Origin of the sequence: Shewanella sp. BJSY2023SW005, from assembly GCF_047314585.1 — a bacterium.
GTDB classification, from domain to species: Bacteria; Pseudomonadota; Gammaproteobacteria; order Enterobacterales; family Shewanellaceae; genus Shewanella; species Shewanella algae.
On sequence record NZ_JBKORJ010000030.1, the window covers coordinates 1 to 12,822 of the forward strand.

At 51.2% G+C, this 12,822-nt stretch carries 10 protein-coding genes and 2 tRNA genes; 5 read left to right on the plus strand and 7 right to left on the minus strand.

The window, feature by feature from the left end; all coding sequences use genetic code 11:
* The first annotated feature begins 235 nt into the window (after nucleotides 1-235).
* Both ACMHXI_RS09460 and ACMHXI_RS09465 read left to right on the plus strand, forming a co-directional pair.
* Nucleotides 236-312: transfer RNA gene (locus tag ACMHXI_RS09460), tRNA-Met, on the plus strand.
* Between the two features lie 48 nt (nucleotides 313-360).
* Nucleotides 361-437 (plus strand) — tRNA-Met (locus ACMHXI_RS09465).
* A gap of 280 nt (nucleotides 438-717) precedes the next feature.
* Here ACMHXI_RS09465 and lpxM read toward each other — a convergent pair.
* From lpxM to pheS, 4 genes are all read right to left on the minus strand, one after another.
* Nucleotides 718-1,671 carry a lauroyl-Kdo(2)-lipid IV(A) myristoyltransferase gene (gene lpxM, locus ACMHXI_RS09470; RefSeq protein ID WP_071238996.1) on the minus strand — a complete coding sequence of 318 codons (954 nt, stop codon included), beginning with the start codon at nucleotides 1,669-1,671 and terminating at the stop codon, nucleotides 718-720.
* Between the two features lie 146 nt (nucleotides 1,672-1,817).
* Nucleotides 1,818-2,114, minus strand: coding sequence for an integration host factor subunit alpha (gene ihfA, locus ACMHXI_RS09475; RefSeq protein ID WP_025009628.1), 297 nt, complete (start codon nucleotides 2,112-2,114; stop codon nucleotides 1,818-1,820).
* Between the two features lie 3 nt (nucleotides 2,115-2,117).
* The gene (gene pheT, locus ACMHXI_RS09480) at nucleotides 2,118-4,505 is read right to left on the minus strand and encodes a phenylalanine--tRNA ligase subunit beta (protein WP_115390441.1); all 2,388 of its coding nucleotides are present in this window, start codon (nucleotides 4,503-4,505) and stop codon (nucleotides 2,118-2,120) included.
* 15 nt (nucleotides 4,506-4,520) lie between these two features.
* The gene (gene pheS / locus ACMHXI_RS09485) at nucleotides 4,521-5,501 is read right to left on the minus strand and encodes a phenylalanine--tRNA ligase subunit alpha (RefSeq protein WP_037436488.1); all 981 of its coding nucleotides are present in this window, start codon (nucleotides 5,499-5,501) and stop codon (nucleotides 4,521-4,523) included.
* A gap of 357 nt (nucleotides 5,502-5,858) precedes the next feature.
* Here pheS and ACMHXI_RS09490 point away from each other — a divergent pair, with 357 nt between their 5' ends.
* The 3 genes from ACMHXI_RS09490 to ACMHXI_RS09500 all read left to right on the plus strand — a co-directional run bounded on the left by ACMHXI_RS09490 (nucleotide 5,859) and on the right by ACMHXI_RS09500 (nucleotide 10,764).
* Nucleotides 5,859-7,607: a DEAD/DEAH box helicase family protein gene (locus ACMHXI_RS09490; RefSeq protein ID WP_208184777.1), complete on the plus strand. Its 1,749-nt coding sequence runs from the start codon at nucleotides 5,859-5,861 to the stop codon at nucleotides 7,605-7,607.
* A 50-nt stretch (nucleotides 7,608-7,657) separates the two neighbouring features.
* Entirely contained in the window at nucleotides 7,658-7,915 is a 258-nt protein-coding gene (locus tag ACMHXI_RS09495) for a GrxA family glutaredoxin (protein ID WP_025009626.1), read from the plus strand.
* A 227-nt stretch (nucleotides 7,916-8,142) separates the two neighbouring features.
* A complete protein-coding gene (locus tag ACMHXI_RS09500; protein WP_413734760.1) occupies nucleotides 8,143-10,764 on the plus strand; it encodes a PAS domain-containing protein in 2,622 nt (873 codons plus the stop codon).
* A gap of 247 nt (nucleotides 10,765-11,011) precedes the next feature.
* On the opposite strand, the gene ACMHXI_RS09505 is transcribed toward ACMHXI_RS09500, so the two are convergent.
* The 3 genes from ACMHXI_RS09505 to ACMHXI_RS09515 form a co-directional block, all read right to left on the minus strand.
* Nucleotides 11,012-11,893 carry a RimK/LysX family protein gene (locus ACMHXI_RS09505; protein ID WP_025888977.1) on the minus strand — a complete coding sequence of 294 codons (882 nt, stop codon included), beginning with the start codon at nucleotides 11,891-11,893 and terminating at the stop codon, nucleotides 11,012-11,014.
* An 83-nt stretch (nucleotides 11,894-11,976) separates the two neighbouring features.
* Entirely contained in the window at nucleotides 11,977-12,342 is a 366-nt protein-coding gene (locus ACMHXI_RS09510) for an STAS/SEC14 domain-containing protein (RefSeq protein WP_025009623.1), read from the minus strand.
* A gap of 22 nt (nucleotides 12,343-12,364) precedes the next feature.
* The gene (locus ACMHXI_RS09515; protein WP_025888976.1) at nucleotides 12,365-12,718 is read right to left on the minus strand and encodes a DUF3802 family protein; all 354 of its coding nucleotides are present in this window, start codon (nucleotides 12,716-12,718) and stop codon (nucleotides 12,365-12,367) included.
* Nucleotides 12,719-12,822: the final 104 nt, after the last annotated feature.

Consider the following 12,822-nt stretch of genomic DNA (forward strand, 5'->3'; position numbering starts at 1 on the left):
CAGCATGGTAGCTCGTCGGGCTCATAACCCGAAGGTCGTCGGTTCAAATCCGGCTCCCGCAACCAATTCCTTAATTATGAATTCAAACTGATTAGCACAATTCGGACGCGGGATGGAGCAGCATGGTAGCTCGTCGGGCTCAGTTCTTTATAAGAGCCTCGAAGGTCTTCGGTTCAAATCCAGCGCCACAATCAATTCCTTAATTATGAATTCAAACTGATTAGTACAAATCGGACGCGGGATGGAGCAGCATGGTAGCTCGTCGGGCTCATAACCCGAAGGTCGTCGGTTCAAATCCGGCTCCCGCAACCAATTTCAAATTCCTTAATTATGAATTCAAACTGATTAGTACAATTCGGACGCGGGATGGAGCAGCATGGTAGCTCGTCGGGCTCATAACCCGAAGGTCGTCGGTTCAAATCCGGCTCCCGCAACCAATTCCTTTCTAAAGAACCAACTCCTCTTATTAACTAAATTTGAATGATGAGCATAGCAAGAGCTTATCGCGATCGGCTTGTTCTCGTGTCGCAGGAAATTGTAAATACTTCCCCTCCTCTTGCTTCAAGCTCAACACATCAACCAGATTACAGCCTTTGCCATAACCACCAATTCCTTGGGCACATGATTCTTCCCCAAGCCTGCAAGCAACAGGCAGCACTTTGCCGATAGTACATAAAAGAAAAGCCACTCTGTGAGTGGCTTTATCTGTGTTCTATTTCAATAAATCGGCGGCATACCTTCCGGACGAGTGCGTAGTACCTTAAGAAACCACATGTACTGCTCAGGATAGGCGTTGATCACCTGCTCCACCGCCTTATTCAGCGCCTTGGCTTCATTTTCCTTGCCCTGCATCGACTCGGGATCAATTGCCGGCATAACAGTCAAACGAAAGTACCTGGCTTGCTCGTCGTAGCCAATCTTCACCGGCATTACCTGAGCGTTACCAGCCTGTGCCAAACGGCCAACCACAGGTAAAGTAGCCTTGACTGTTCCTAAAAATGGCGCAAATACGCTCTGTTCCGGTCCCAAGTCTTCATCCGGCAAATAGAAGAAACTGTTACCCTGTTTCAGCTCAGCCAACAAGGCCCGGATCCCGGCTTCACGCATATAGATATTGCCGCCTTGAGAGCTGCGCATCCGGTTATTGAACCAGTTGAACAATTCATTTCGATGCGCCTTGGCCATGGAGACCATGGGCAAGTCCAAATTCAGCCTCAAACCGGCATACTCTATGCCCCACACATGGGGCATGATAAAGATAATCGGCTGCCCTGCTTCACGGGCAGCGGCAATATGCTCTTCTCCCTCAACCTTGACTCTTTTGCGTATATAGGAGCTCGGCATCAAGATAAGCTCAGATTGGGCCAGCAAGGTCATCACAAAAGCTTCGGTGTTGCGCTCCAGCAACTGCTCGATTTCCGATTCACTCTTATCGGGGAAACAGGCTTTGAGATTGGCTCTGGCCACCTTAATGGGCTTATGGGCTATACGCCTGACCAAACGTGACAAGCCGCGAGCGATAGGATCGCGAATAATGGCGGGCAAGAGACCAAAGAGAACCAGTACGCCTATCGCCAACCAACTGCCCCAAAATCTGGGATGCAACAATGAGCAACGGAAGCGCCTATCGAAGTATTTGCCTTTCTTAGGCTTGGAAGGTGTATTTGACAAGGTTTAACCCCTGGGTGTAATTCCAATGCAATGCCAAACCAGGCATTAAAAATGCGATACAGCATAGTAGAAGTGTTTTCTACAGACACAAACAGGGAAGCCACTCACAGGAGCGGCTTCCCTGTTCTGAATTACTGACCGAGCAGTTATTTGCCTTTGTTAGCAGCTTCTACGCGACTCTTCAGCTTCTGTCCCGGACGGAATGTCACCACCCGACGGGCAGAAATTGGAATGTCCTGACCTGTTTTGGGATTCCTTCCCGGTCTTTGATTCTTATCCCTAAGATCAAAGTTGCCAAAGCCAGATAACTTGACCTGCTCACCATTTTCAAGCGCAGTTCGGATCTCTTCGAAAAACGCTTCAACCATCTCTTTGGCTACCCGCTTGTTAATGCCAAGCGTTTCAAAAAGATGCTCTGCCATTTCGGCCTTGGTAAGTGCCATACTTTAATCCCTCAACGATGCGTTGAACTCGGACTTGAGTGCAGAAACCACTGTATCAACCATCTCAGCTATCTCTTTTTCCTCAAGTGTACGAGTGTTATCTTGTAACGTAAGTGCGATCGCCAGACTCTTTTTGCCCTGCTCTACACCTTTACCTCGGTATACATCGAACAAGTTTAAGCCAACCAACTGATTTTCGCCAACTTTTCTTATCAGCGTCATCACGTCACCTGCGGCGACTTCTTCATCAACCACTATGGCGATATCGCGGCGATTGGCTGGAAACTTAGACACAGCCTGGGCTTGCGGTAATTTAGCCTGCAGCAAGGCGTCCAATTCCAGCTCAAAAACTATGGTTTTGCCATTCAGCCCAAAAGGCTTCTCGAGGCTGGGATGGACTGCGCCTATATACCCTATGACCCGATCATTTCTCAATATTTCAGCACATTGCCCCGGATGCATAGCCGGATGCTGCGCTCCTTTAAAACTAAATTCAGCTTCGGAAACTGTCAAGCCAATAATGGCCTCTAAATCACCTTTAAGATCGAAGAAATCAACGGTTTTCGACTCCATGTTCCAGTGCTCGTCGCTCTGGGGACCGGCGATCACCGCACCCAGCATGGCTTGTTGTCTTACGCCGGATTCTGCTTGTGCATCAGGAATAAAGCGTAAACCAGTCTCAAACAGGCGTACACGAGTCTGTTGACGGGCCTGGTTGTAACCCACAGCATTCAGCAATCCAGTGAACATAGACAGGCGCATAGCCGACATTTCACTGGAAATCGGGTTAGGCAGTACCATGGCTTCGCTGTCAGGATGCACCAGTTTTTGCAGCTTGGGATCGACAAAACTATAGGTGACAGCTTCCTGGAAACCTCGGGCCACCAACATAGCCCTCACCCGACTAAGCTTCAGATCCGACTCTTTATGATCTGTCATAGAGAGGTGCGCCAGCGGGGCTGTGTTCGGAATATTGTTATAACCGTAAATTCGGGCTACTTCTTCGATAAGATCTTCTTCAATTGCCATGTCGAAGCGATAAGTGGCGGTTTTCACCTGCCAATCGCTGCCCTGTTTTTCAACCTGGAAGCCCAGACGGGTCAGGATCTCTTCCACATCGGCATCACTAATCTGATGACCAAGCAGTTTGTCCAGCTTGCTGCGACGCAGTTTAATGTCGGCAGCCTTTGGCAGATGCGCTTCGCTCTTGGCCTCAACCACAGGGCCGGCTTCGCCGCCACAGATATCCAGCACCAGGCGGGTAGCTCTGTCCATAGCCTTATGCTGCAGCTCTGGGTCAACGCCGCGCTCAAAACGATGCGAAGAGTCGGTGTGCAGTCCAAGGCGACGGGCCTTACCCATGATGGCCAAAGGCGCGAAGAACGCACACTCCAGCATAATATCGCGGGTTTGCTCACTGACGCCGGAAGCCTCACCACCGAATACACCAGCCAGGGCCAATGCCTGGCTGTTATCGGCAATCACCAGGGTATCGGCTGGCACAATAATTTCGTTGCCATCGAGCAGAGTCAGCTTCTCTTCACCGTTACCCAGACGCACCTTGATGCCACCGTCAATCTTGTCCAGATCAAAAGCATGCATAGGTTGACCGAATTCAACCAATACATAGTTGGTGATGTCCACGATAGGATCTATCGAGCGAATACCGCTGCGGCGCAGTTTCTCCACCATCCAGTCAGGCGTTTGCGCCTTGACATTGACATTGCTGACCACCCGGCCCAGATATCTCGGGCAAGCTTCCGGGTTGGCCACGTCAATTTCAACTCTACGCTCACTACTGACGTTGGCAGCTTCCCAGCTTGGCTCGGTCACGTTAAGACGGTTGAGCACGCCCACTTCGCGGGCCAGCCCCACCATACCCAGGCAATCTGCACGGTTGGCGGTCAGATCCACATCGATAATCACATCATTAAGCTGCAGATATTCACGAATATCGGTACCGATAGGAGCATCCAGCGGCAGCTCAATAATGCCGTCGCTCTCAATCTCTATGCCCAACTCGCCATAAGAGCACAGCATGCCGTGTGAAGGCTGTCCACGCAGTTTGGCTTTCTTGATTTTGAAGTCACCGGGCAGCACGGCACCGACAACGGCCACAGCAACCTTGAGTCCCTGACGGCAGTTGGGTGCGCCGCAGACGATATCCAACAGCTCTTCGCCGCCGACATTGACCTTGGTGACCCTTAGCTTGTCGGCATCGGGGTGTTGACCACATTCAACCACTTCACCCACTACCACGCCGGAAAAGTCACCGGCAACGGCAATGACGTCGTCCACTTCCAGGCCGGCCATGGTGATTTGGTGAGTTAATTCGTCACGGCTAATCGCAGGGTTAACCCACTCACGAAGCCAGGATTCACTGAATTTCATAATACTAAAGCTCCGTTATTTGAATTGCTTGAGAAAACGTAAGTCGTTTTCGAAGAAGGCGCGCAGGTCGTTGACACCATAACGCAACATGGCCAGACGCTCGACGCCCATACCAAAAGCAAAACCGGAGTATTTATCAGGATCGATTCCCACACCGCGCAGCACATTAGGATGAACCATGCCGCAGCCGAGCACTTCCAGCCAGCCGTTCTTGCCTTTCACATCCACTTCGGCAGAAGGCTCGGTAAAGGGGAAGTAAGAAGGACGGAAACGTATCTCCAGATCCTCTTCAAAGAAGTTACGCAGGAAGTCGTGCAAAATGCCTTTCAGTTCGGCAAAGTTAACATTCTCATCTACCAGCAGGCCTTCCACCTGATGGAACATAGGCGTGTGAGTCATATCGTAGTCATTACGATAGACACGACCGGGAGAGATAATCCGCAAAGGTGGCTTTTCCACTTCCATGGTGCGAATTTGCACCCCTGAAGTCTGGGTACGCAGCACTAACTTGGGATTGAAGTAGAAAGTATCATGCCCCGCCCGTGCAGGATGATGCTCGGGCATATTCAAGGCATCGAAGTTGTGATAATCGTCTTCGATTTCCGGCCCCTGTTTGACACTGAAGCCCAACTCACCAAAGAAGCTCTCAATCCGTTCAATGGTTCGGGTGACCGGATGCAAACCACCATTGTCCAGGCGACGCCCCGGCAGGGTGACATCTATTTTCTCAGCCTGGAGCTTCTGCTCCAACTCGGCTGCTTTCAGCCCTTCAATTCGCTGACTGAGGAACTGCTGTACCTTTTGCTTGGCTTCATTGACCTTTTGGCCAAAGGCGGGCTTTTCTTGTGGACTCAGGGTCGCCATCAACTTCATCATGTCGGTGATCTTGCCCTTCTTGCCAAGATAATCGACGCGGATGTCATCGAGGATTTTCAGATCACTGGCCCCTTCGATGGCGGCTAAGGCCTGTTCTACGATCTCAGTTAACTGCTGCATCTTCTCTTCCAGTGCATGCCGGCCCGTAGGCGGCGATTTTGGTGTCTGTTTGAATTAAAACAGTAAAATTTTACGTTAGCTACAGGTCTTTGACCAGTGGTGTGAGGCATTTTAGCAAATGAATTGCCTACAAAAAGTGCTTTTTTTAACCATTGATGCCCTGAGCAAGACGAGTTGTGGTGTCCGAGGATAGAAAGTGAGCAACAATGCAGGAAAAGCACAGTACCCAAGCACGTCTGTGATAAGCTCGCCCCACGGTCAATTCCTCTTTGCAAGTCAGTGTCAACAGATAGTAAAAAGCCAGTAGCTCAGAAAGCGACGACAAAAACTCAGGCAGAAGATACCGCCAAGGCCGGCATTCACCTACGTGATTATCAGCAGCAAGCCGTGGATGCCGCTGTGCGCTATTTCCGCGCTCAGTCAGGCTCGGCTGTGATAGTGCTGCCCACAGGCGCCGGCAAGAGCTTGGTGATTGCTGAACTGGCCCGTATCGCCAAAGGCAAGGTACTGGTACTGACCCATGTTAAAGAGCTGGTCGCCCAAAACGCCGAAAAAGTTGCCCTGTTGACTGATGAAGCCAGTATCTACTCGGCCGGCCTGAGGCAAAAGCTCACCCAAGGCAAAACCGTTGTCGCCAGCGTGCAATCCGCCGGGCGCAACCTTGAAGCCTTTGACAGCCACTACTCCCTGGTGGTCATAGACGAGTGCCACAGAGTGAGCCTTGAGCTGGACAGCCAGTATCAGCAACTGCTTGAACACCTCAAATCCCACAACCCCAAACTTAAGCTGCTGGGGTTGACGGCCACCCCTTATCGCCTTGGACTGGGTTTTATTTATCGCCGCCACTATCACGGCCGGGTTGGTAATCCCGACCGAGGGATTTTCGATGACTGCATCTTTGAGTTGCCCTTAAGGCCCCTAATTAAACAAGGCTATCTGACGCCGCCCAGGCTTTACGATGGCCTGAGCGCTCAGTATGACTTCAGCAGCCTGCCGAGTAACAGCAATGGGGAGTACGATGAGGCTAAGGTCGATGCCCTGCTCAGTCACAGTGGCCGTGCGACCAAGGCCATTGTTAACCAACTAAGGCAACTGGCTAACACCCGCAAGGGAGTGATTATTTTTGCCGCCACTGTGCGTCACGCCGAAGAAGTGCTAACGCTACTGGCTGACGAACAGGCAGCGCTCATCACAGCGACCACAGAGATGCAACAACGGGATGCCATCATCCGCGGCTTTAAAGCCCAGGAACTTAAGTTTCTGGTCAATGTGGCCGTACTCACAACAGGGTTTGATGCGCCCCATGTAGACCTTATTGCCATCATGCGGCCCACGGCATCTGTGAGCCTGTTTCAACAGATGGTTGGCCGTGGCCTGAGACTGGCCGAAGGCAAACAGGACTGCCTGGTCATAGATTATGCCGCCAGCGGCTTTGACCTGTTCTATCCCGAGGTCGGCACTCCCAAGCCCGCGGCAAACTCGGTGCCGGTACAGGTTCCCTGCCCCGAGTGTGGTTTTGCCAATATCTTCTGGGGCAAGACGGATGAGGATGGCGACATCATCGAGCATTTCGGCCGCCGCTGCCAAGGACTGTTGCAGGACAATAGTCAATGCAGTTATCGCTATCGCGCCAAGTCATGCCCGGATTGCGGTGCCGAAAACGACATCGCAGCCAAGATTTGCCATCAATGCCAATCGACTCTGGTCGACCCGGACAAACGCCTCAAAGAGGTGTTGTCAAAACAACATCATCATCTGTTCAAGGTACAGCAAATGTTGCTGCACGCCGAAGAGGGGCGCCTCAGAGTTCAGTATCTGGATTATGACGGCAATGACTTCAACCAGTATTTTAAAATGGAGACCAGTGCTCAACGCCGGGCACTGTTTGCTTGTTTTATTCATCCCCACAGCAAAACACCTGGCCTGAAACTGCCGAAATACAGTCAACCACAACAACTGGTCGACGATGCTGCGCGGTTTCGGGCGCCGGATATGCTGCTGCTGAAAAAACAGGCGCGGCGCTGGGATTTATTGCAAACTTTCTTTGATTATCAAGGCAAGTTTCAAACCGAAAAATCATTCCTGGGATCAAGCGACTTAGCATAGGTCTTTAAGCTGTGGTATAACTGCTGCAAATCAAGTCCAAGGGAGTCAATATGTTTGTAGTTATTTTCGGTCGTCCAGGTTGCCCATATTGTGTACGTGCCGTGCAGCTTTCTGAACAACTGGCTGAAAAGCGTGATGATTTCAAGTTTAAGTATGTCGATATTCACGCCGAAGGCATCACCAAGGCCGATCTGGAAAAAACCGTAGGCAAGCCGGTTGAAACAGTGCCGCAAATTTTCGTCGACAAAGAGCACGTCGGCGGCTGCACTGAATTTGAAGCTTATGTCAGAGAAAACAACCTGCTCTGAAGCAAGCCTCCTTCTCGACGCTAAGGCACTCAAAGGGTGCCTTTTCTTATATCCCCAGTCCGGATTGCATATCTCTGCCCGGCTTCGCGCTCAGCCCAACTGCAAACCCCGCGCACTCATTCAGCACGAGTGCCCCCCACTAACTATTAGGTGCCCTTCGAAAAATGGCGGCTTTTCTCAAGAGGTTGTATTATGTAACAGCTTGAAAAGCTTATTACTGAGGATATATGCAAGGGAACCAGGCAAAGCAACAATCCAACCGATTACCTTGGCTTCCCGGCTGGCTGAAACGCTTGCCGGTCAAGTTTGCCCTCAGTCAGTTACTCATCAGCGCCCTCATTGTCATCAGCACTGTGCTGGTATTGCTCAGCATTCAACGTAACCAGTTGCTCAGTCAACAAAGAGCATTGAACCAAAGTTATGGTCAAGTCGTTACCGCAAGACTGCAGGAAGTGACCTCACAGATAGAAAGCCTGGTCAGTACCATGGCGAATCTTGGTGCCCTTTACCGCAGCAATGGCACAGCGCTCAAGGCCAGTATCGAGTCGGTGCTGGAATTGGAAACCCAGAAAGAGATGATCACCGGCGGCGGGATCTGGCCTGAACCCCGAGCCTTTGAACCCGGGCGGATCCTCGACAGCCTCTTTTGGTATCGCGACAGCTACGGCAAACTGCAGCAACTCAACAGCTATAACGAGCAGCCACAGCAACGCTACCACAACGAAGACTGGTATAAACCCACCCGCTTTTTTCCGGCCGACAGAACCTTCTGGTCCAGCGCCTATCGCGATCCCTACACGGCTGAAGCCATGGTCACTGCCTCTGTCCCTATCTGGCAGGATCATGAGTTTATCGGTGCCGCCACCGTGGACATCAGCCTTGGCGGCCTTAATCGTTTCTTCAGAGGCGCCCTCAAAGATCTAAGCGGTTATGTGTTTGCCCTCGACTACCGCAATCATCTGCTCGCCTCTCCCTGGGAAGATGAGTTGCTGGACAGCACGCTGGAAAAGCCGCTGAGTCTGGATAATTTTCAACGCCTTGAACGCCTGTTCCCCGAGTTTCAATCTGTTGGTGAAGCACTGCGCAGTGCCGATCAGGTGCTTATTCAGGAGGCCAATCAACATAAGGCCTTCAGCAGTCAACAGCTCAAAAGCCTGATGGGCGAGCGTGATGAAATCGAGGCGGCACTGCTTGCCACCATAATCAACAACTCTGCCAGAGAATGGCCGGCCAATGCCAAGCTGCTGCTGACCCAAGAGCTGACCCGGGATCCCTTGCTCAACGAGCCGGCGCTGGTTTCGGTATTTTTGATGCCCAAGACCTACTGGAAAATAGTGATAGTCACACCGCTGTCATCCCTCAAAGAGGACGCGACATTGATTGCCGGCAAAGTCGGCATCTACCTGGTGGCGATCCAGTTGCTAGCACTGCTGCTGTTATTTCTGGTACAGCACAGATTGTTTATCAAACCTATCAGCCGCATGGTGGCAGCGCTCAGGGAAAACAATCCTGCCCGGCTGGAATTGGATGCCAGAGACAGAGAAGATGAACTGGGGATGCTGGCCGGCAGTTTTATCTCCCGCACCCGTCAGTTGGAAACGGCGATGGCCAGCCTGGATGCCAGTAACCTGGCGCTGGAGCAGCAACTGGAGGTGCAACATAACGCCCAACAAATTCTCAAAACACGTACCGAGCAGCTCAATGCATTGATGAATCATTCACAGAACATCATCTACATCAAAGATTTAACCGGGCAATATACGCTGGTCAACGACAAGTATTGCGAAATTACCGCCCACGAACGGGCGCAGTTTATCGGTGCGGATGACAATCAGGTCTTCCCTCTTGGCCTGGCACAAATCTACCAAGCCAACGATCAAAGGGTTGTCAGTAACCAAAGCCCCTTCTGCTCCGAAGAACCCATTGCCACTCCTCTGGGGGATGTCCTGTATCAGGTAACCCGCTTCCCCATCCGCGACGAATTTGGCGAACTGTGTGGCATAGGGGCGATTGCATTCGATCTTTCCAGTCACAAACGCCAGGAACAGCAGTTGGGGCAAGCCCTGGAGTTACAGGCCGATATCAATAAACGCAACAGCCGTACCCTGCAACAACAGCAGCAACAGATAGCTCAATTGGAAGGTCAGTTGCAGCAGGCACAAAGCAAGTCTCAGTTGCTCAGTCTCAGCAGCACCTTGATGAAAGAGCAGGAGTTGCAGCTGCCAAGACTACTTGCCCAGTTGGTTGCTGACTTGTCTGCCGACTTCGATCAGCTCGGCGCAAGTTTGTTTGAAACCGAAAGCACCGAAGTTTTGAATCAGTCCAAGGAACTTATTCTGCTTGGTTCCGCCAGATTGCGTCACCTGTTGGCGCTGGTCAATTATCCACAGACAGAGGTCAAGACGCTTCATCTCGATGAATTCGTGACTCACCTGCAGGCTCTGATGACGCCGCAGTTTGCCGCCGCAAACGTTGAAATGAAATTGGCGATTGCGGACAAGCTGTTGCCTGGTGCCAAACCCTGGCAGCTTTTATTGCTATTCTACCCTTTGCTGAGCAACACTCTGCATCATGCATTTACCCATCAATCTGCCAATGCCCTGATAACTATTGAGGCGGACAAGCTGGACGAGCGCCATCTGGAGGTTACAGTAACAGACAACGGCAGCGGAATAAGTCAGGAGACGCTGGCCCGTATTGAACAGGCCGCTTCACAAAGCGGAACCGGCACTCTGTCACGGTTACAGAGCTATGTGAGGCTAAAACTGCTTGGAGAAATGACCATCAGCTCCCAAGAGGGAGACGGCTGCTGCATCCGCCTGCTGCTGCCGCTTGAGTCCATTGAGTAGCTTAACCAGGCTTCCTCTGAGGCGAGAGAAGACTCAAGCACTTGGACTTATCAAACCTTTGCAAAACTCTTTCAGCTAGACGATTTCACATGGGCCGGGATTTCAACATAACCTGACTCTAAGCAAAGAGCTGCCATTCCATGCCATTGAAAAATATCACTATAATATTAATGAGTTTCACCTCTGAATGACAAAAGCCGCCATAATAGGCGGCTTTCCCGGGGGTATGTTTAGAAGCGCTTAGCTTTTAGTCGCTTTCTTTCAGGCTGACATCCACCAGATAGTGACCCTGCAGCCAGTTTCGGCCAATCAACAGTTTATGGGTCATCTTGCTTCTGTCTTTAAGGTTAACCTTGACCGGATACTCTCTTCCCGGCTCGCCAATGTTGAGTTCCACCATATAACGAATTTCACTGCCTTGGGCATTACGGATAAGCGAGGTATTGGTGATCATGGCATGCAGGCGTTGCTTTTCGCCCTTTTCGTTTTCTGTGGTGAAGCTCAGCTGCTTACCGATATTCTTTTCCATATCCTCATCGCCGTTTTCCACTTTCAGATCCGTAGCATGCAGTGAATTTTCCACCGCGCCGGTATCGATACGGGTTTGGAAAATCAGTCCTGATTCCCGCACACTGATGGGAGCGACCGGCCCTATGATGCGCTTTTCAGCCACATCGACCAGAAAGTCATCGGACAGCCAGTTGCGGCCGATAAGCAGTTTATAATCCATGTGGCTGCGGTCTCTGAGATTAACCTTGACCTTACGTTTGTGATCGCCAAACGCGACGTTCAACTCCACCATGTAACGCGTCTCTCGTCCCTGAGAGTTACTGACAGTAGATGTCTTGACGATTTTGGCCTTGAGCTGCTTTTTCTCACCACGTTCGTTTTCTGTGGTAAAGCTGAGCATTTTGCCCACGTTATCCTGCATCTTCTTGGCACTGCCGCCAATGACCTTGAGATCCATCGCATGCATGGAGGTGTTGGCCGCCCCAGTATCGATACGGGCCTCAAAACTGAGCCCGGCTTCGGCGACCGTCATAATTTCAGTCTGACCTATGACTGTTTTTTCCTGGGCAAACACTGATGTCGAAAGCAACATAAAACAAAGACCAAGTTTTTTAAGCATAGGACTATTCCATTCATTTCACTTAACAAGATGAAAATCCGGCTGAAATGCCGGAACTTACAGATAAGACAGATGTTAACGCTTCAGGTTCCCGAGAGCCAGGCTCGGCCCTTGGCCATTTCCGCTCTGGGAAACACGGCCACCGGGCAAGGGAGCATCAGCGCCAAGGTTTGAGCCATGCCCTCGATGGCGGGGCTATCGGTGATCACAGCTATACGGGAAAAGTCCTGCAGATGAAACAGTCCAAGGCAGGCATCATCCCACACCGCTTGCAAAGAGATGCCCTCGAAGTCAGCTCCGTATTCATACCAGAGTTTAATGAGCACATGTTCCCTGAGTTTGGACTCGACCGCCGGCAGCAAAACAGCATCGTAATCATCACCGCTGATCACACCGCTGGCGCGAACTGCCACTGTATTGTCATCAAACCCGGAAAGCAGTGTCAGCATTGAGCGCCTCCACCTGTGTGCGTTATTGAGACAGGAGCTTGGCGATTTCCTGATCAAACAGATTCTTGATCAAACCGGCAAACTCGCTGATAAACAAGGTTTGCTTTGCCGTAGCCTTATGATTGGCCACCTTGGCCAGGATCTCTTCCAAATCGTACACTATGGCATCTATCTCACGGATAACAGTGTTACGCTGGGCAAAGGACAGTTGCGGATTCTGGCCACAGACCATAATAATCTGCGCCGACAGCTGCTCTTCAAACTGTTCCATGACGCTGCTGTCGCCCAAAGATTCCCCTTCGGGAGTCTCAAACAATCCAAGGTGTTCGGTCAGGAATTGTATGAGGTGCATATAGCCGTCTTTGTCTGTAACCATCTTTCTTCCCGCGTGCAACGTCTCAGGCCAACCCATAAGGGGCAAACTTCCGAACGCCGCCAATGCGGCGATCAGAGAGTCACATTATGAAACAAAATCCGCCT

Bases quoted from the DNA above. Each gene is read 5' to 3' on its own strand.
- ihfA (WP_025009628.1), bottom strand. From the start codon at position 2,114: ATGGCACTTACCAAGGCCGAAATGGCAGAGCATCTTTTTGAAACGCTT.
- pheT (WP_115390441.1), bottom strand. From the start codon at position 4,505: ATGAAATTCAGTGAATCCTGGCTTCGTGAGTGGGTTAACCCTGCGATT.
- pheS (WP_037436488.1), bottom strand. From the start codon at position 5,501: ATGCAGCAGTTAACTGAGATCGTAGAACAGGCCTTAGCCGCCATCGAA.
- ACMHXI_RS09495 (WP_025009626.1), top strand. From the start codon at position 7,658: ATGTTTGTAGTTATTTTCGGTCGTCCAGGTTGCCCATATTGTGTACGT.
- ACMHXI_RS09500 (WP_413734760.1), top strand. From the start codon at position 8,143: ATGCAAGGGAACCAGGCAAAGCAACAATCCAACCGATTACCTTGGCTT.
- ACMHXI_RS09505 (WP_025888977.1), bottom strand. From the start codon at position 11,893: ATGCTTAAAAAACTTGGTCTTTGTTTTATGTTGCTTTCGACATCAGTG.
- ACMHXI_RS09510 (WP_025009623.1), bottom strand. From the start codon at position 12,342: ATGCTGACACTGCTTTCCGGGTTTGATGACAATACAGTGGCAGTTCGC.
- ACMHXI_RS09515 (WP_025888976.1), bottom strand. From the start codon at position 12,718: ATGGTTACAGACAAAGACGGCTATATGCACCTCATACAATTCCTGACC.